This window comes from Zobellella sp. An-6 (assembly GCF_052487945.1).
Window position 1 is genome coordinate 737681 of record NZ_CP199259.1, and the last position, 18002, is coordinate 755682.

An 18002-nucleotide genomic window follows, 5' to 3' on the forward strand; every position below is an offset into this window, starting at 1 on the left:
TTGTTCCTTAGAGCAGGGTTTCCAGTTCCCGGGCACGGGCCACGGCGGCGGCCATGGCCTCGGCCACCAACTGCTCCAATCCCTGCTCCTGGAAATGGCGAATGGCCGCGGCGGTGGTGCCGCCCTTGGAGGTAACCTGGGCACGGAGCTCGGCCAGGGACAGCCCGGGGTTGGCGGCGACCATCTGGGCGGCACCCAGGGCGGTCTGCTGCACCAGCAGACGGGCTTCATCGGCGGAAAAACCCTGTTTTTCGGCCTCCGCCGCCATGGCCTCCATAAAGAGGAAGAAATAGGCCGGGGCGCTGCCCGCGGCGGCGATCACCTGATTGATGCCGTCTTCCTCGGCCACCCACAGGATCTTGCCCACCGCCGCCATCATCTGGCTGCAGTAGTCCCGATCGGACTGGCTTACATGAGACCTGGCGTAGAGGCCGGTCATCCCCAGGCCCAGCAGGGAGGGGGTATTGGGCATGGTACGGATGAGGTTGTCATGCCCGCCGGCCATCTGCTCCAGCCGGGCCACGCAGAGACCGGCGGCAATGGAAATCAGCAGTTTGCCTTTGAAGTCGGCGCCCGCCTGCACCAGCTCCGCCAGCATGGCGGCCATCATCTGGGGTTTGACCGCCAGCACCAGGGCCTGGGCCCAGCCGGCGGCTTCCAGGTTGTCCTGAGTGGTGCGGATGCCGAATTCGGCAGCGAGGGCATCCAGCTTGGGACGGGAAGGGTTGGCGGCCAGGATCAGATCGGCCGGGTACCCCGACTTGATCAGTCCGGCGATCAGGCTGCGGGACATGTTGCCCGCGCCGATAAAGGCGAGTTTTCTGTGTTCCATCAATGATCACTCAAGGGTTGCGAGAGCCAAATATAGCCGTGCCAACCCTTACCAGGGTACTGCCACAGGCCACTGCGAGTTCCAAATCGTTGCTCATCCCCATCGACAGGGTGTCCAGTTGGGGGTGCTTTTCCGCCATTCTATCAAAGAGTTGCTTCAACTCTAGCAATTGTGCCCCGAGCTTTTCCCGATCTCCGGTCGCTTCGGGAATCGCCATCAAACCACGCAGGCGCAGACCCGGCAACTCAGTCACCTGCTCCGCCAGGGCCTCCACCTGCGCCGGGAGCAGGCCGGACTTGCTGGCTTCGCCGCTGACGTTCACCTGCAGGCAGATATTGAGAGGACGCATATGGACCGGGCGTTGATCGCTGAGCCGCTGGGCTATTTTGAGGCGGTCCACCGTCTGCACCCAGTCGAAATGCTCGGCTACCAGCCGGCTCTTGTTGGACTGCAGCGGGCCGATCAGGTGCCAGCAAATATCCGGACAGGTGGTTTTCAGCGCCTTTATTTTATCGACGGCTTCCTGCACATAATTTTCGCCAAACTGGCGTTGGCCGGCGGCGTAGGCGGCCTGCACATCGGCGGCGGGTTTGGTCTTGCTGACCGCCAACAGCTGGATATCGTGCTCTCGGCGGCCACAGGCGGTGGCGGCGGCGGTAATTCTGTCGTGAACCAGTTGCAGGTGCTGTACGATAGTATTCATATATATAACCAAGGGCGACAGGGATTTCTTATGGATATTACGGAATTATTGGCGTTTAGTGTAAAGCATAATGCCTCGGATCTGCACCTGTCGGCGGGAGTGCCGCCGCTGATCCGGGTGGACGGTGATGTCCGCAAGATCAACCTGCCGCTGTTGGAGCACCGTGATGTGCATCGTCTGGTGTACGACATCATGAACGATCGCCAGCGCAAGGAGCTGGAAGAAAACTTCGAAGTCGATTTTTCCTTCGAACTGCCGGGCCTGGCCCGTTTCCGGGTGAACGCCTACCATCAGTCCCGCGGCGCGGCGGCGGCCTTTCGCGTGATCCCGAGTGAGGTATGGAGTCTGGAGCAGTTGGGAGCGCCGGATAGCTTCCGACGCATCGCCGAATATCCCCGCGGCCTGGTGCTGGTCACCGGCCCCACCGGTTCGGGCAAATCCACCACCCTGGCGGCGATGATCGATCACATCAACGAGAGCTTCAACAAGCACATCCTCACCATAGAGGACCCCATCGAATTCGTGCACGGCAACAAAAAGTGCCTGGTCAACCAGCGGGAAGTGCACCGTGATACCCATTCCTTCAGCAACGCCCTGCGCTCGGCGCTGCGGGAAGATCCCGATGTCATCCTGGTCGGCGAGTTGCGGGATCTGGAGACCATTCGCCTGGCGCTCACCGCCGCCGAAACCGGCCACCTGGTGTTCGGCACCCTGCACACTTCCTCGGCGGCCAAGACCATAGACCGTATCATCGACGTTTTTCCCGGCGCCGAGAAGGACATGGTGCGCTCCATGCTGTCCGAGTCCCTGCGGGCGGTGATCTCCCAAAACCTGCTCAAGAAGGTGAGCGGTGGCCGCATCGCCGCCCATGAGATCATGTTGGGGACCCCGGCGATCCGCAACCTGATCCGGGAGGACAAGGTGGCCCAGATGTATTCGATGATCCAGACCGGCATGGCCCATGGCATGCAGACCATGGATCAGTGTCTCAAGCAGTTGGTCGGCCGCGGCATGGTGGCGCCGGTGGATGCCCGTGCCAAGGCGGTGGATCCCCAGAATATCTGATAACCGGAGGTGAACATGGAGCTGACTCCTTTTCTCGAGGCCATGCAGTCGCAACGAGCCTCGGACCTGTATATCTCGGCGGGCATAGCGCCCACCCTCAAGGTGCAGGGCCGGTTGTTGCCGCTGGGGACGGCGCCGTTGACCGAGGCCCAGGCCCTGGCGCTGGTGGAGTCCTGCATGAACGACGACTGGCGGCAGCGCTTTCATCGCCACAGGGAGGCCAACTTCGCCATCAGCGACGAACAGTCCGGCCGTTTCCGGGTGAGCGCCTTCTGGCAGCAGGAAAAGGCGGGCATGGTCATCCGGCGCATCGAAAGCCGCATCCCCACCTTCGAGGAGCTCTACCTGCCCGAGATACTGCGGGAGGTCGCCATGGCCAAGCGCGGCCTGGTGCTGTTCGTGGGCGGCACCGGCACCGGCAAGTCCACCACCCAGGCCGCCATGATAGGCCACCGCAACCGCCATGCGGACGGCCATATCCTCACCATAGAGGATCCGGTGGAATATCTGCATGCGCATGGGCGGTCGATCGTCACCCAGCGGGAGGTGGGCATCGATACCGAGTCCTTCGATGCCGCCCTGAAAAGCTCGCTGCGCCAGGCGCCGGACGTCATCCTGATCGGCGAGATCCGCTCCGAGGAGACCATGGGCTTCGCCCTGTCCTTCGCCGAGACCGGCCACCTGTGCATGGCCACCCTGCACGCCAACAACGCCAACCAGGCGCTGGACCGGATCATGCACCTGGTACCGGAAAGCAAGCACCGTCAACTGTTGTTCGATCTGTCGTTCAACCTCAGGGCGATAGTGGCCCAGCAACTGATCCCCACCCGGGACGGCTCGCACCGCAGGGGGGCTTTCGAGATACTGCTCAACAGTCCCCTGGTGGCGGACCTGATCCGCAAGGGCGAGGTGCACCGGTTGAAGGAGGTCATGGCCAAATCCCGGGAGCTCGGCATGCAGACCTTCGATCAGGCCTTGTTTGACCTCTATACCCAGCAGCATATAGGCTACACCGAAGCCCTGGCCTACGCCGACTCGCCCAACGATCTGCGGCTGATGATCAAGCTGCACGGCGGCGGCGGGCTGGATGCGGGCCTGCTCGACAATGTGACGATAGAATCTTAGAGGACCCTCATGCTGATAGTGGTTTCCCCCGCCAAGACCCTGGATTACGACACCCCGCCGGTACTTGCCGAGTACAGCCTGCCCGAGCTGCTGGATCATGCCGCCGAACTGATCACCAGAGCGCGCCGGCTGAGTCCGGCCGAGATCGGCAAGCTGATGAGTATCAGTGACAAGCTGGCCGGCCTGAACGCCGCCCGCTTCGCCGACTGGCAACCGGACTTCAGCCCGGCCAACGCCAAGCAGGCGATACTGGCGTTCAAGGGGGACGTCTATACCGGGCTGGACGCCGACACCCTGAGCGCGGACGATTTCGCCTTCGCCCAGCGCCACCTGCGCATGCTGTCCGGCCTTTACGGGGTGCTGCGGCCATTGGATCTGATGCAGCCCTACCGGCTGGAAATGGGCACCCGGCTCGACAACGGGCGGGGGCGGGATCTGTACCAGTTCTGGGGCGACATCATCACCGACAAGCTCAATCAGGCCCTGGCGGAGCAGGGTGATAACGTGCTGATCAACCTGGCATCCAGCGAATACTTCAAGGCGGTGAGACCGAAGAGGCTGGAGGGGCAGATCGTCACCCCGGTGTTCAAGGACCGCAAGAATGGCCAGTACAAGGTGATCAGCTTCTACGCCAAGAAGGCGAGGGGCATGATGGCCCGTTATATCATCGAGCACCGGCTGACCGAGGTCAGCCAGCTCACCGCCTTCAATTCCGCCGGCTATTACTTCGTGGAAGCCGAGTCCGGCCCGACCGAACTGGTGTTCAAGCGGGAAGAGCAATAAAAAATAAAAAAAGGCCGGAACCTTTTGTTCCGGCCACTTTCTTACTAGGTGTGTCTACTGAATTTTTTGATTTCTCTTCTCTTCATTTCTGTCATTTTCAACCGGCCCGATGGGCCGGTTTTTTTATCCGTCGTCCGCTGGAATCGCATCGCTGTGGCGCCGACCCGGGCGGGTTCGACGATCCCGGTCTGCCGGTGGCTGGCGTATCAGATCACGCCGATCCAGGATCCGCCTGCGTTGTCCCCGGCGCCGCTCGCGGCCGATAAAGGGAGTGCTCATGGCCATGCCTCCTTGGTTTCCTTTCAGCATAGCCAAGGCGGGATTACTGCCCGGCTTTTTTCTCTCTGGCCCACTTGGGCTTGCCCTTGGCCTTCTGGTCGCGCAGCCGCACCTTCTTCTTCGGCTCCGCCTGCTTGCCCTTGGCGTCCGTTTCCTTCTTCTTGCGCGGCGTGACGGCCGCCTCCTTGTGCTTGGGACGCAGCGCGTCGATGACCCGGCGCTTTAGCTTCTGGTCGGTGTAGCGCTCCACCTTGACCACCATCGGCATGTCGTGGGCTTCCACCAGGCTGATGGCGGTGCCCTTGCGGCCGGCCCGGCCGGTGCGGCCGATGCGGTGCACGTAGACGTCGGCGGTGCGCGGCATGTCAAAGTTGATCACGTGGCTGACCTCGGGCAGGTCGATACCCCGGGCCGCCACGTCGGTGGCCACCAGGATGTTGACCTTGCCGTTGCGAAAGCGGCGCAGCGCTTCGAAGCGTTTGTCCTGATCCATTTCGCCACGCAGCCAGGCGTTGTCCAGCCCTTCCTGCTGCAGCCGGCTGGCCAGCTCCATCAACCGCTCCCGGGTCTTGACGAAGACGATGCTGCGGCTCGCGTCCGGCTGGCGCAGCAGGTGAACCAGCAGGGCGAACTTGTGCTCGGCGTTGTCCGCCAGGTGCAGCCACTGGTTGATCTTCTTGCGTTCGCTGCGCGGCGGCTCGGCGGACAGCGCTACCGGCTCCTTGAGGATGTCGGCGGCGAACTTCATCAGGCCGCGGCCTTCCAGGGTGGCGGAAAACAGCATGGTCTGGCGGCGCCAGCGGGCCTCGGCGGCGATGCGGTCCACGTCATTGATGAAGCCCATGTCCAGCATGCGATCCGCCTCGTCCAGGATCAGGATCTCGATATCCCGGCTGTCGAAGGACTCTTCTTCTATGTATTGCAGCAGCCGGCCCGGCGTGGCCACCACTATGTCGGTGGTCTTGGTCAGGGCGGGCAGGTGCTTTTCGCTGTCCACCCCGCCGGTGATGGTTTCTACCCGCAGACCGGTATCCTTGAGCAGGGCCTTGGCGTCATCGGCGATCTGTTTGGCCAGCTCGCGGGTGGGGGTGAGGATCAGGGCCCGGGCCGGGCCGGCCTGGCGACGGGGAAAATCCAGCAGGTGCTGGCAGACCGGCAACAGGAAGGCGGCAGTCTTGCCGGTGCCGGTGGGGGCCGAGGCCATGATGTCCCGTCCGTTCATGGCTTCGGGGATGACCTGGCTCTGAATGGTGGTGGGTCTGGCATAGCCCATGCGTGCCAGGGCGCGGACCAGAATGGGATCCAGTTCCAGTTGCTCGAAGCTCATACTGCTCATGATCGATCTCGTCAGCCTAAAAGGCGGGTATTATAGGCGAACTCGGATAAAAAAACCTGTCAGGATAAGTCATGAGCAGCCGCGGTTTCACCTTCAAGCAATTTCATATCAATCACGACAGGTGCGCCATGAAAGTCGGCACCGACGGTATCCTGCTCGGAGCCTGGGCTCCGCTGGGACGGGCCCGCCGCATCCTGGACGTGGGCACCGGCTCCGGCCTGGTGGCACTGATGCTGGCCCAGCGCGGTGAGCCCGGAGTGACGATCACCGGGCTTGAGCTGGACCGGGACGCCGCCGCGCAGGCGGCGGAAAACGTGGCGGCCTCGCCCTGGCCGGAACGGGTCGGGATTGTCCATGGCGCCCTGCAGACGTTCGAGTCCACGCCCTTCGACCTGATCGTGTCCAACCCGCCCTATTTCGGCCATGGCCAGCGCTTCGACTGCCAGGCCCGGGCCAGTGCCCGCCATACCGGCAGCCTGAGCCTGGCCGAGCTGTTCGCCCATACCAAACGATTGCTCTGTGAAGATGGCGGATTATCCCTGGTTTTGCCGGTACAGGCGTTGGATGAGGCAATGCTGATGGCAGAGTCAAGTGGCTTTTATTTGACCGAAAGGCGGAATGTCGTCACTCGGGAAGGAAAAAGTCCAGGGCGTTTTTTATTGCACTTTTGCAGGATCAAACACTGCAGTTTTGTTAATGACATTGTCATTAATACTGACAATGGTGGGTATGGCGACATATACAAGAAGATGGTCTCGCCCTTCTATTTGAAGATGTAAATTTCGTCTTGAATATGATTTTCACATCATTATGCTACTCGCCAGCTCGACATGCGCCGGTTTTTAGTATTTTACAACTCTTTACTGGCAGCAGGTCGTATCGTCACCCTGTTTGGTTTCCATACGAAACCAGTACTGCGCGGACAGCCGCAATGAGGTTTGCTGTGAACAGATCCTTATCCACCTTCGATATCATGGGCTTGGGTTTTATGACCTTCGCCTTCTTTTTGGGGGCCGGGAACATCATCTTCCCGCCGCTGGCCGGCTTTCTCGCCGGTGAACACCTGGGCAGTGCCATGCTCGGCTTTCTGCTGACCGCCGTGGGCCTGCCGCTGGTGACCCTGATTGCCGCCGCCCTGGCTGGTGGCGGCCTGCCCACCATGGGCCGTTACCTGCCCGCCGCCGTGGTGACCATCATGGCCACCGCCATCTTCATCATCATAGGTCCGGCTTTTGCCGCCCCCCGTACCGGCCTGGTGGCCTACGAGATGGGCCTGAAGCCCTTCCTCGGTGAGCCCGGCCAGGCGACCCTGACCCTGTATACCATCGGGTTCTTCGCCCTGGTGCTGCTGCTTTCCCTCAACCAGGGCCGGTTGCTGGATGCGGTGGGCAAGATCCTGACCCCGATCCTGCTGCTGCTGCTGGTGGCGCTGGCGGTGGCGGTATTCGTCAGTCCCCAGGGCAGCCAGCCCGAGGTGGCCGAAGCCTACCTGCACCAGCCGTTCGTCAAGGGCTTTATCGAAGGCTATAACACCATGGATACCTTCGCCGCCCTGATGTTCGGCATGCTGATCCTGGACGTACTGCGCCAGAAGGGAGTGACCGATACTAGGGCCCAGTCTCGCTATCTGATGATAGCGGCGCTGATCGCCGCCGCCGGCCTGGGCTTCGTGTATGTGTCGCTGTTTATCCTGGGCGGCACCAGCCTGGGGGTGGTGGAGTCCGCCAGTAACGGCGGCGAGATCATCAGCGCCTATGTGATGGCTCTGTTCGGCACCCCTGGCCTGTGGATACTGGCCGGCATCGTCACCCTGGCCTGCCTGACCACCGCCGTGGGTCTGGTGTCTTCCTGCGCCGACTACTTCCACCGCCTTACCGGCAAGGGCAGCTACCGCGGTTGGGTGGTGATCAACGCCGCCGCCTGCATGCTGGTGGCCAACGTGGGCCTGAGCACCCTGATTGCCGTGTCGGTGCCGGTGCTGGTGGCCTGCTACCCGGTGGCGGTGGCCCTGGTGCTGGCCACTTACCTCAAGCCGATGATGAAGTCGCCGGTCTTCGCCTTCCGCCTGATCCTCGCCGTGGCCTTCGCCTTCGGCCTGATCGACGGTATGCAGGCCGCCGGCCTGAACATGAGCGCCTTTACCTTCCTGCCGATGTTCGAGATCGGCATGGCCTGGGTGCTGCCTACCCTCGGCGCCGTCCTGCTCGGCCTGGTGGGGGGCAAGGCCCGGGAAGAAGCCCTGGCCTGAGTGGCCAGGTGAAGACCCTCGTCCTCAAGGGGCGGCCATCGGCCGCCCCTTTTTGCATTTTACGGTGCAGGGCAAGGGCGACCGAAGCAAGAGAATGGGCCTGGGTTGATCTGTATCAAGCACTCGGGAATAAAGGTGGTAATAATTATCATTGTTTTCATTGAAGCTGCGATTCCACCCACCCTGCGAGGACACCATGATGAAATCCCTTCCGCTGTCTTTATTCTCCGCCCTGTCCCTGCTGCTGGCGGCCCATGTGCAGGCCGATGCGCGGCCGGATCATTACAAGGGGGAGCCCGCCGAGACCCTGGAGCAGGCGGTGGCCAACTTCTCCGAGTACAACACCAGGCTGGCCGAACTGCTGACGGGAGAGCTGACGCCGGCGGCCCTGAACGAGGTGCACCAGCTCACCTATACCCTGGAAAACGCCCTGGCCAAAATCAATGAGGAAACCGCGGCCCTGGCACAGACCCTGGAGGAAGTGCATGTCGCCTCCGAGAGCAACCAGCCGCTGGTGGTCAAGGACAGGGGCGAGGCCTATCTGGCAGTATCCCGCACCCTGGTCCCCTGAGCGGTGCCTGTTACTTCCCCATTCAGGCGGCATCAGGATTTGAAAGAGACAACAGGAACTGCCTCCGCCGACCGGCACACGCCAGGGGGCCGAAGGCCTTGCAGCGCCGCCAGCATCGCGAAGCGATGATACGGCGGTTTCCGCAACATCCGGCCTGTGCCGAGCGATACAGGTCCCGAAGCGTGTCGGCGGGTTCCCGCTTTAGTGGAAAAACCTGGGGTGGGTTAGCGGGAGCTTACTTTACTTCAGCAGCAGCTCACAAGGCCGCTATTTCTTCCACTATCTGGGCCACCCAGGCCTGGATGCGGGCGTCGGTGTCGTCGTACTGGTTGGCCTCGTCCAGCGACAGGCCGACAAAATAGCGGCCGTCGTCGGTGAGCGCCTTGGAGGCCTCGAACTCGTAGCCCTGGTTGGGCCAGTAGCCCACCAGGGTGGCGCCGCGGGCGGCCACCTTGTCGTGCAGCAGGCCGAGGGCGTCCTGGAACCATTCGCCGTAGCCGAGCTGATCGCCCATGCCGAACAGGGCCACCACCCGGCCTTCCAGCTCCAGCTGGTCCACCTCGTCCCAGTGGGACTCCCAGTCTTCCTGCAGTTCGCCGAAATCCCAGGTGGAGATGCCGAAGATCAGTATGGGGTAGTCTTCGGCGCGCTTGAGCGGCACATCCTTGATATTATGCAGATCGACCAGCTCGGCGCCGAGCTGGTCGCGGATTTTCTCGGCGGCCATCTCGGTGTAGCAGGTGGTGGAGCCGTAAAAGAGACCGATATTCATGGGGTTCCGTCATCTCAACTGACAATGGCCCTATCATAACAGAAGCCCGCGCGCAGGGCAGAGCCCGGAGTAACCATGAGCCATCCCCTGGTGGAACAATTCGTCGATGCCCTCTGGCTGGAGAAGGGGCTCTCCGACAACACCCTGGCCTCCTACCGCAGCGATCTGACCCACTTCGCCGCCTGGCTGGACGGCGAGGGGGGCAGCCTGCTGGCGGTGGACGGCCTCACCCTGCAGCAGTACCTGGCGCACCGGCTGGATCTGGGTTTCAAGGCCAGCAGCACGGCGCGCATGCTGAGCGTGCTGCGCCGCTTCTTCCAGTACCTGCACCGGGAGCAGTTGCGCGCCGACGATCCCAGCGTGCTGATCGCCGGCCCCAAGCTGCCCAAACGGCTGCCCAAGGATCTGAGCGAGCAGCAGGTGTCCAATCTGCTGCAGGCGCCGGCGGTGGGCGACCCCCTGGAGCTGCGCGACAAGGCCATGCTGGAGCTGCTCTATGCCACCGGCTTGCGGGTGAGCGAGCTGGTGAGCCTGTCGATGGAAAGCGTCAGCCTGCGCCAGGGCCTGGTACGGGTGACCGGCAAGGGCAACAAGGAGCGGCTGGTGCCCATGGGCGAGGAGGCGCTGTACTGGCTGACCACCTATCTCAAGGAGGCGCGGCCTGTGCTGCTGGGCGAGCAGCCGTCGGACGTGGTGTTCCCCTCGCGCCGGGCCCGGCAGATGACCCGCCAGACCTTCTGGCACCGGATCAAGCATTATGCCCTGCGCGCCGGCATCACCATGGAGCTGTCGCCCCACACCCTGCGCCACGCCTTCGCCACCCACCTGCTCAACCACGGCGCCGATCTGCGGGTGGTGCAGCTGTTGCTGGGCCACTCGGACCTGTCCACCACCCAGATCTACACCCACGTGGCCACCCACCGGCTCAGCGCCCTGCATGAACAACACCATCCCAGGGGATAACCGCCTGCGGCGGAGCTGGAAGCCGTAAGCGATAAGCTGGAAGCCGTTCAGGCGTGATTTATTGATGCAGCGTTATGCCTGCAAATTTTGTTCGAGTGCGGACGTCGCCTAATCGTCAGGCACAATTCGGGATCGACATTCCACTCCTCTTATAGCTTCAAGCTTATCGCTTCCGGCTCTGTCTACGGCGGGGCGTTGCAAATTCCCCCAGGCGCGGTTAGTGTGGTCGGCCCGTTTAAAAACAAGTTTTGCCCATGTCCGTCCGTTCCCGATTGCCCATCCGCCGGCGTGAAGTCGCGCTCCATCAGTTGCCCGCCGAACTCTCTCCCATACTGCAGCGGCTCTATGCCAGCCGTGGCGTGGTGCGGCCCGAGCAGCTCAACCTGCAGGCCGGAGCCCTGCTCAAGCCCGGCTTCAAGGGCATGGCCGAATCGGTGCGGCTGCTGGAGCAGGCCCTGGGGCAGCAGCGCAGCATACTGATAGTGGGCGATTTCGACTGCGACGGCGCTACCAGCTCGGCGCTGATGGTGCACGGCCTGAGGGCCATGGGCGCGCGGCGGGTCGGCTACCTGGTGCCCAACCGCTTCGACTACGGCTACGGCCTGAGTCCCCAGGTGGTGGACGAGGCGGCGGCCCTGGGCGCCGAGCTGCTGATCACCGTGGACAACGGCATTTCCAGCATCCAGGGAGTGGCGGCGGCCAGGGCGGCGGGCATGCAGGTCATCGTCACCGATCACCACCTGCCCGGCGAGGAGATTCCCGCGGCGGACGCCATCGTCAACCCCAACCAGCACGGTTGCGATTTTCCCTCCAAAAACCTGGCCGGGGTAGGGGTGGCTTTCTACCTGCTGCTGGCGCTGCGGTCGGCGCTGAGCGAACAGGGCTGGTTCGAGCAACAGGGGATCAGGGCGCCCAACATGGCGGACTACCTGGATCTGGTGGCGCTCGGCACGGTGGCGGACGTGGTGGCGCTGGACGGCAACAACCGGGTGCTGGTGCACCAGGGCCTGCAGCGCATGCGTGCCGGCCGGCTCCGGCCCGGCATCCAGGCGTTGATCGACATTTCCGGGCGCAACCAGGCGCGGCTGGCGGCCTCGGATCTGGGCTTCGCCCTCGGCCCCCGGCTCAACGCCGTGGGCCGACTCGACGACATGTCGATGGGGGTGGCCTGCCTGCTCAGCGACAACCTGGACGAGGCCCGCAAACTGGCGGCGCTGATGGACGAACTCAACCGGGAGCGCAAGGCCATCGAGGCCAGCATGCAGCAGGAGGCGCTGGCCAGCCTGGCCCGGGTGCGCCTCGGCGACGGCGAGTTGCCCGCGGGCCTGGTACTGCATCAGGACGACTGGCACCAGGGGGTGGTGGGGCTGGTGGCCTCGCGCATCAAGGAACGCTACTTCCGCCCGGTGATCGCCTTCGCCGAGGCGGGAGAGGACGAGCTCAAGGGCTCGGGCCGCTCCATTCCCGGGGTACACCTGCGGGATCTGCTGGAGGCCATCAACAGCCGCCACCCGGGCCTCATCACCAAGTTCGGCGGCCATGCCATGGCGGCGGGGCTGTCGCTGACCAAGGCGGCGCTGGCCCCGTTCAAGGACGCCTTCGAGCGGATGGTGGATGAGTGGGTCAGCCCCGAGCTGCTGACCGGGGAAATCCTGAGCGACGGCGAGCTGGCGGCCCATGAGCTGACCCTGGAGCTGGCCGAGCAGTTGCGCTTTGCCGGCCCCTGGGGCCAGGCCTTTCCCGAGCCCCTGTTCGACGGCGAGTTCCGCATCATCCAGCAGCGGCTGGTGGGGGAGAAGCACCTCAAGCTGGTGCTGAGCCCGGACGAGGGGCGCACCGTTTTCGACGCCATCGCCTTCAACGTGGATCTGGGAGTCTGGCCCAACGCCGCCATCCAGCAGGTGGAGCTGGTCTACAAGTTGGACGTGAACGAATGGAAGGGGCGGCGCCAGCTGCAACTGCTGGTGGAGCAGTTGGCTCCGTTGTAGGGCCGACACCGTTATATCAGAAAGGGATTTTTATGGAGCTTTTTGGCCGATCTCTTCGGTCATGACAACGTCCATCGTCTGTTTTTCCAGCGCTCTTCTTTAATGACTGCTGGTTAGCCTTGGTCATCTCCACGAAGGCGGAGATCCATGAAGGACTGCACTGGACTTCCGCCTTCGCGGGAGCGACTACAGAGAACGACGAAGCTTTGTCAGCAGTCTGAAAGGGCCCATTCGGGCCCTTTTGCATGATTCCGTAAATACCGGTGACGATTCAGAGGGTAAAGGCGCTGACCAGGCCGTTCAGCTCGCCCGCCTGGTTGTGCAGCTCCTTCGACTGCTGCAGGGACTGGGTCGCATCCTCGGCCAGCTCGTCGGCCACGTCCTTGATGGCGGTGGTGTTCTGGGTGATCTCCCCGGTCACCTGGCTCTGCTCTTCCGCCGCCGTGGCGATCTGGCTGGCCATGTCCGAAATCAGCCCCACGGCGGCGGTGATCTCCGCCAGTGCCCGGGCGGCGTCCTGGGCATCCGCCACGCTCAGATCCGCCAGGTGGCGGCTGCTGTCCATCAGCTTCACCGCTTCGCTGGTGGCCTGCTGCAGGGTGCTGATGGTGTCCTGGATTTCCTCGGTGGAGGCGTGGGTCCGCTGGGACAATACCCGCACCTCGTCCGCCACCACCGCGAAGCCGCGGCCCTGCTCGCCGGCCCGGGCCGCTTCGATGGCGGCGTTGAGCGCCAGCAGGTTGGTCTGTTCGGCGATGCCCTGGATGGTGGCCAGCACGCTGGAAATGTCCTTGGCGTGCTGATCCAGGCGCACTATCACCGACGATGCCTGCTCCATTTCCCGGGCCAGGGACTGGATGGAATCCCGGGTTTTGTGCACCAGCTGCTTGCCCTGCTCGGTGCTGACGGAGGATTGCTGGGCGGCGGTGGCGGTGTGCTCGGCGTTGTTGGCGATCTCCTGGGTGGCGGAGGCCATTTCGGTCACCGCCGTGGCCACCATGGCCACCTCCTGCTGCTGGCGGCCCAGCTCGGTCACCGTCTGGTTGGCGCGCACCGAGGCCTGCTCGGCGTTGGCTCCCAGGTGTCCGGCCTGGTGTCGGATCTGGCGGATCAGCTCCGCCTGGCTGCCGACGAAACGGTTGAAGTTGGCGGCCAACTGGCCCACTTCGTCCTGGCTGTTGAGGTGGATGCGCTGGGTGAGATCCCCCCGACCGTCGGCGATCTGGGCCAGGGCGCGGGAGACCCTGATCAGGGGAGCGAGCAGCACCTGCACCAGCAGGCCGATCAGCACCACGGCGGCGACGATGACCAGGGCGGTCAGGCCCAGCTGTTGCCACAGCAGGGTAGTGAGCGGCGCTTCCAGCGCCGCCCGATCGAGCACGAACAGCAGTTGCCAGTCGCTGCCCGGCACCGGCTGGGCATAAACCAACTTGCTTTCGCCGGCGAGGGTGACCGGGTGCAGGGTCTGGTCCTGTTGCCAGCGAGCCAGGTTGGTAGCGGACAGGTTCGGATCCAGGTTGCTGACCGGTTGCAGTACCCGGGCCTGATCCCGGTGGGCGATCAGGGTACCGTTGTTGTCGAGCATCATGGCGTAGCCCCGGGCGGGCAGGCGGATGGCATTGATGTCCTCGATCAGGCTGGTGATGGCCACATCGCCGCCGATCACCCCGGCCAGACGACCGTGGTGTTGCACCGGCTGGGCGAGGGTGACCACCAGCACCTTGTAGGCGGCGTCCAGATAGGGGGCGGTGACGATGTTTCCATTATCTCTCTGGGCCTGTTGATACCAGGGACGGCTGCGCGGGTCGTAACCGGTACGATCGATACCGGGGTCGCTGTCGTGCATGACGCCTTCGGCCGTGCCGTAAAAGCCGAGCTGGAAATCACCGGCCTCCTGTATCAGTTGCAGGGGCGAGAGGGGGCTGTCTCCCAGCTGCCTGGCGGCGGCCCCCAGCATGGCCTGGCGGCTGCCCAGCCAGTCGGCCACCTTCTCGGCTTCCTTCTGCGCCAGGCCGGACACCAGCGCCTCGCTGCCCCGGTAAAGTTGGGCCTTCATGTCCCGAAAGCCGAAGCCGCTGAGGATAAGGGCGGTGATAACAATGGCGGCGATAAAACTTAACAGAATCTTGTGCTTTAATTTAAGGTTGTTCACTTTTTTTGTTCTGGTTGGTGGCAGTGATTCATTATATCGACGGCAGCCCGGTAAAACTTAATCGAAACTAAATATTGATAGTGGCCCGGAATCTGGTCATGACCTGCTGCGTTCAGGGCCGGCTTTCGGTAGAATAAGCGCCCTGATTTTGGCGAGCCGCCAAACACACTCACTCAGCACAACAGAGAGTCAGTCGACCCATGTTTGAAGTAAACCCTGTGTACAACAAACTCAAGGAGCTGTCTGAACGGGCACAGCTCCTTAGGGGGTACCTTTGACTACGATGCCAAGAAAGAGCGTCTGGAAGAGGTAAACGCCGAGCTGGAACAGCCGGATGTGTGGAACCAGCCCGAGCGCGCCCAGGCACTGGGTAAGGAAAGGGCCGCCCTGGAAGGGGTGGTCGGCACCCTGGACGAGCTGGATCAGGGCATCGAGGATATCGGTGGCCTGGTCGAGCTGGCGGTGGAAGAAGAAGACGAAGACACCTTCGAGGAATCCAAGGCCGACCTGGAGGCGCTGGAGAAGAAACTGGCGGATCTGGAATTCCGCCGCATGTTCTCCGGCGAACAGGACGGATCCGACTGCTACCTGGATCTGCAGGCCGGCTCCGGCGGCACCGAGGCCCAGGACTGGTGCAACATGGTGCTGCGCATGTACCTGCGCTGGGGCGAGGCCCGCGGCTTCAAGACCGAGATCATCGAACTGTCCGAAGGGGAAGTGGCCGGCATCAAGTCCGCCACCGTCAAGTTTAGCGGCGAATACGCCTACGGCTGGCTGCGTACCGAATCCGGCGTGCACCGGCTGGTGCGCAAGTCGCCGTTCGACTCCGGCGGCCGGCGCCACACCTCCTTCTGCTCCGCCTTCGTGTACCCCGAGATCGATGAAGACATCGAAATCGAGATCAACCCGGCGGATCTGCGGGTCGACACCTACCGCGCCTCCGGCGCCGGCGGCCAGCACGTCAACAGAACCGACTCGGCGGTGCGCATCACCCACGAGCCCACCGGCATCGTGGTGCAGTGCCAGAACGACCGCTCCCAGCACAAGAACCGGGATCAGGCGATGAAGCAGCTGAAGGCCAAGCTGTACGAGCTGGAGCTGCAGAAGCAGAACGCCGAGAAGCAGGCACTGGAAGACAGCAAGTCCGACATCGGCTGGGGCAGCCAGATCCGCTCCTACGTGCTGGACGACGCCCGCATCAAGGACTTGCGCACCGGGGTCGAAACCCGCAACACCCAGTCGGTGCTGGACGGCGACCTGGACAAGTTTATCGAAGCCAGCCTCAAGTCCGGGCTTTAAGTAACCGTGCATTGGGCATAACGGCCGGATCCGCTAAGCAGACCCTTCGCGCCAGGGATGGCGCGGCGGAGCCCCAGGGGGCGAGCTTGCTCGCCGTGACGAGCGGTTTCGGCCTGACCGAACATCCAGTGAATGTTCGCAGCAGGCCGAAACCGCGAGTGTCATACCTTTTACGGCGTGTCTGCGTGCGGTTCCGGCCGGTGTGGCGTGATTGGGAACGGTTATTTAACTAACAAGATTCAAACAAGGCTTAATCATGACAGAGCAGCTACAAGACGAGAACAAACTCATTGCCGAGCGCCGTGCCAAGCTCGAGCAGATCCGCAAGGACTGCCCGGCCAACGCGCACCCCAACGACTTCCGCCGCGAGCACCTGGCCGGCGATCTGCAGGCCGAATTCGGCGAGCACGACAAGGACGCCCTCGAAGCCCTGGGCAAGGTGGTGTCCGTGGCCGGCCGCATCATGGCCAAGCGCGGCCCCTTCCTGGCCCTGCAGGACATGTCCGGCCGCATCCAGGCCTACGCCACCAAGGAAGCCCAGCAGATCATCAAGGATCAGTACGGCGGCCTGGACATCGGCGACATCATCGGGGTCAAGGGGGTGCTGCACAAGTCCGGCAAGGGCGATCTCTACGTCAACCTGGATGAATTCAAGCTGCTCACCAAGGCGCTGCGTCCCCTGCCCGAGAAGTTCCACGGCCTGTCGGATCAGGAAACCCGCTACCGCCAGCGCTACCTGGATCTGATCACCAACGAAGACTCCCGCCGCACCTTCCAGGTGCGCTCCCAGGTGATGGCGGCCATCCGCCAGTTCATGAACAGCCACGGCTTTATGGAAGTGGAAACCCCCATGATGCAGGTGATCCCCGGCGGCGCCTCGGCCCGCCCCTTCATCACCCACCACAATGCGCTGGATCTGGACATGTACCTGCGCATCGCCCCCGAGCTGTACCTCAAGCGGCTGGTGGTGGGCGGTTTCGAGAAGGTGTTCGAGATCAACCGCAACTTCCGCAACGAAGGCCTGTCGCCGCGCCACAACCCCGAGTTCACCATGATGGAGTTCTACTGGGCCTACGCCGACTACCGCGACCTGATGGACTTCACCGAAGAGATGCTGCGCACCGTGGCGACCCAGGTGCTGGGCACCGCCGAGGTGAAATACGGCGAGGAAGTGTTCGACTTCGGCAAGCCCTTCGCGCGCCTGAGCATGAAGGACGCCATCCTCAAGTACAACCCCGAGGTGACTCTGGAGCAGCTGGCTACCTATGACGGCGCCTGCGAAGTGGCCAAGGATCTCAAGATCAAGGTCGAGAAGTCCTGGGGCCTGGGCCGGGTGATCACCGAGATCTTCGAGGAGACCGCCGAGCACCGCCTGATCCAGCCGACCTTCATCACCGAGTATCCGGCGGAAGTGTCCCCGCTGGCGCGCCGCAACGACAACGATCCGAGCATCACCGATCGCTTCGAGTTCTTTATCGGCGGCCGCGAAATCGCCAACGGCTTCTCCGAGCTGAACGACGCCGAGGATCAGGCCCAGCGTTTCCGCGATCAGGTGGAGCAGAAGGAAGCGGGCGACGACGAAGCCATGTTCTACGACGAGGACTACGTCACCGCCCTGGAGCACGGCCTGCCGCCCACCGCCGGCCAGGGCATCGGCATCGACCGCCTGGTGATGCTGCTGACCGACTCCCACACCATCCGCGACGTTATCCTGTTCCCGACCCTGCGCCCACAGCGCTAAATTCAGGTTGTCTCCAGGATAGTTCAAAGCCGGTCATCGACCGGCTTTTTTGCTTTTAGAGCCGGTTTGAGGACTTTTGTCCTCCCCAACGTTTCATTGTCGCCTGTTGACTCGGGCGTTAGACAGCGCTGGAGCTTGGAAGAGG

15 protein-coding genes are annotated in these 18002 nt (G+C 63.0%); 10 read left to right on the forward strand and 5 right to left on the reverse strand.

Features of this window, described 5'->3' with window-relative positions; genetic code table 11:
• Positions 1-7 precede the first annotated feature (7 nt).
• Together proC and ACT7DK_RS03340 are read right to left on the reverse strand one after the other, a co-directional pair.
• Positions 8-832, reverse strand: coding sequence for a pyrroline-5-carboxylate reductase (proC, locus tag ACT7DK_RS03335; RefSeq protein WP_445396308.1), 825 nt, complete (start codon positions 830-832; stop codon positions 8-10).
• 10 nt (positions 833-842) lie between these two features.
• The gene (locus ACT7DK_RS03340; protein ID WP_445396310.1) at positions 843-1535 is read right to left on the reverse strand and encodes a YggS family pyridoxal phosphate-dependent enzyme; all 693 of its coding nucleotides are present in this window, start codon (positions 1533-1535) and stop codon (positions 843-845) included.
• A 30-nt stretch (positions 1536-1565) separates the two neighbouring features.
• Between ACT7DK_RS03340 and ACT7DK_RS03345 the strand changes: the two genes are divergently transcribed.
• Genes ACT7DK_RS03345 through yaaA form a run of 3 tightly spaced genes read left to right on the forward strand, consistent with a single transcriptional unit; the run spans position 1566 to position 4508 of the window.
• Entirely contained in the window at positions 1566-2600 is a 1035-nt protein-coding gene (locus ACT7DK_RS03345; protein WP_445396312.1) for a type IV pilus twitching motility protein PilT, read from the forward strand.
• A 15-nt stretch (positions 2601-2615) separates the two neighbouring features.
• A complete protein-coding gene (locus tag ACT7DK_RS03350) occupies positions 2616-3725 on the forward strand; it encodes a PilT/PilU family type 4a pilus ATPase (RefSeq protein WP_445396314.1) in 1110 nt (369 codons plus the stop codon).
• 9 nt (positions 3726-3734) lie between these two features.
• The gene (yaaA, locus tag ACT7DK_RS03355) at positions 3735-4508 is read left to right on the forward strand and encodes a peroxide stress protein YaaA (RefSeq protein ID WP_445396316.1); all 774 of its coding nucleotides are present in this window, start codon (positions 3735-3737) and stop codon (positions 4506-4508) included.
• 322 nt (positions 4509-4830) lie between these two features.
• Here yaaA and srmB read toward each other — a convergent pair whose 3' ends face one another.
• Complete coding sequence (srmB, locus tag ACT7DK_RS03360) at positions 4831-6123, reverse strand: ATP-dependent RNA helicase SrmB (protein WP_445396318.1); 1293 nt, start codon at positions 6121-6123, stop codon at positions 4831-4833.
• 71 nt (positions 6124-6194) lie between these two features.
• Here srmB and ACT7DK_RS03365 point away from each other — a divergent pair, with 71 nt between their 5' ends.
• From ACT7DK_RS03365 to ACT7DK_RS03375, 3 genes are all read left to right on the forward strand, one after another.
• The gene (locus ACT7DK_RS03365) at positions 6195-6902 is read left to right on the forward strand and encodes a tRNA1(Val) (adenine(37)-N6)-methyltransferase (RefSeq protein ID WP_445396320.1); all 708 of its coding nucleotides are present in this window, start codon (positions 6195-6197) and stop codon (positions 6900-6902) included.
• 152 nt (positions 6903-7054) lie between these two features.
• Positions 7055-8371: a branched-chain amino acid transport system II carrier protein gene (gene brnQ / locus ACT7DK_RS03370; RefSeq protein WP_445396322.1), complete on the forward strand. Its 1317-nt coding sequence runs from the start codon at positions 7055-7057 to the stop codon at positions 8369-8371.
• A gap of 196 nt (positions 8372-8567) precedes the next feature.
• Positions 8568-8942 carry a DUF6746 family protein gene (locus tag ACT7DK_RS03375; RefSeq protein ID WP_445396324.1) on the forward strand — a complete coding sequence of 125 codons (375 nt, stop codon included), beginning with the start codon at positions 8568-8570 and terminating at the stop codon, positions 8940-8942.
• A gap of 256 nt (positions 8943-9198) precedes the next feature.
• Here the strand turns inward: ACT7DK_RS03375 and fldB are convergent, their stop codons facing one another.
• Positions 9199-9714 (reverse strand): flavodoxin FldB, encoded by a 516-nt coding sequence (fldB, locus tag ACT7DK_RS03380; protein ID WP_445396326.1) that lies wholly within the window; start codon positions 9712-9714, stop codon positions 9199-9201.
• Between the two features lie 75 nt (positions 9715-9789).
• On the opposite strand from fldB, the gene xerD reads away from it, so the two are divergent.
• Positions 9790-10677 carry a site-specific tyrosine recombinase XerD gene (gene xerD, locus ACT7DK_RS03385; protein ID WP_445396328.1) on the forward strand — a complete coding sequence of 296 codons (888 nt, stop codon included), beginning with the start codon at positions 9790-9792 and terminating at the stop codon, positions 10675-10677.
• Positions 10678-10925: 248 nt separating this feature from the next.
• A complete protein-coding gene (gene recJ / locus ACT7DK_RS03390) occupies positions 10926-12665 on the forward strand; it encodes a single-stranded-DNA-specific exonuclease RecJ (RefSeq protein ID WP_445396330.1) in 1740 nt (579 codons plus the stop codon).
• A gap of 271 nt (positions 12666-12936) precedes the next feature.
• Here the strand turns inward: recJ and ACT7DK_RS03395 are convergent, their stop codons facing one another.
• Positions 12937-14817, reverse strand: coding sequence for a methyl-accepting chemotaxis protein (locus ACT7DK_RS03395; protein WP_445396332.1), 1881 nt, complete (start codon positions 14815-14817; stop codon positions 12937-12939).
• Positions 14818-15017: 200 nt separating this feature from the next.
• Between ACT7DK_RS03395 and prfB the strand changes: the two genes are divergently transcribed.
• A protein-coding gene (gene prfB / locus ACT7DK_RS03400) for a peptide chain release factor 2 (protein WP_445396334.1) occupies positions 15018-16116 on the forward strand; the annotation gives its coding sequence in 2 pieces (ribosomal slippage) (positions 15018-15092 and positions 15094-16116; 1098 coding nt in all).
• Positions 16117-16372: 256 nt separating this feature from the next.
• A complete protein-coding gene (lysS, locus tag ACT7DK_RS03405; RefSeq protein WP_181256419.1) occupies positions 16373-17857 on the forward strand; it encodes a lysine--tRNA ligase in 1485 nt (494 codons plus the stop codon).
• Positions 17858-18002 lie beyond the last annotated feature (145 nt).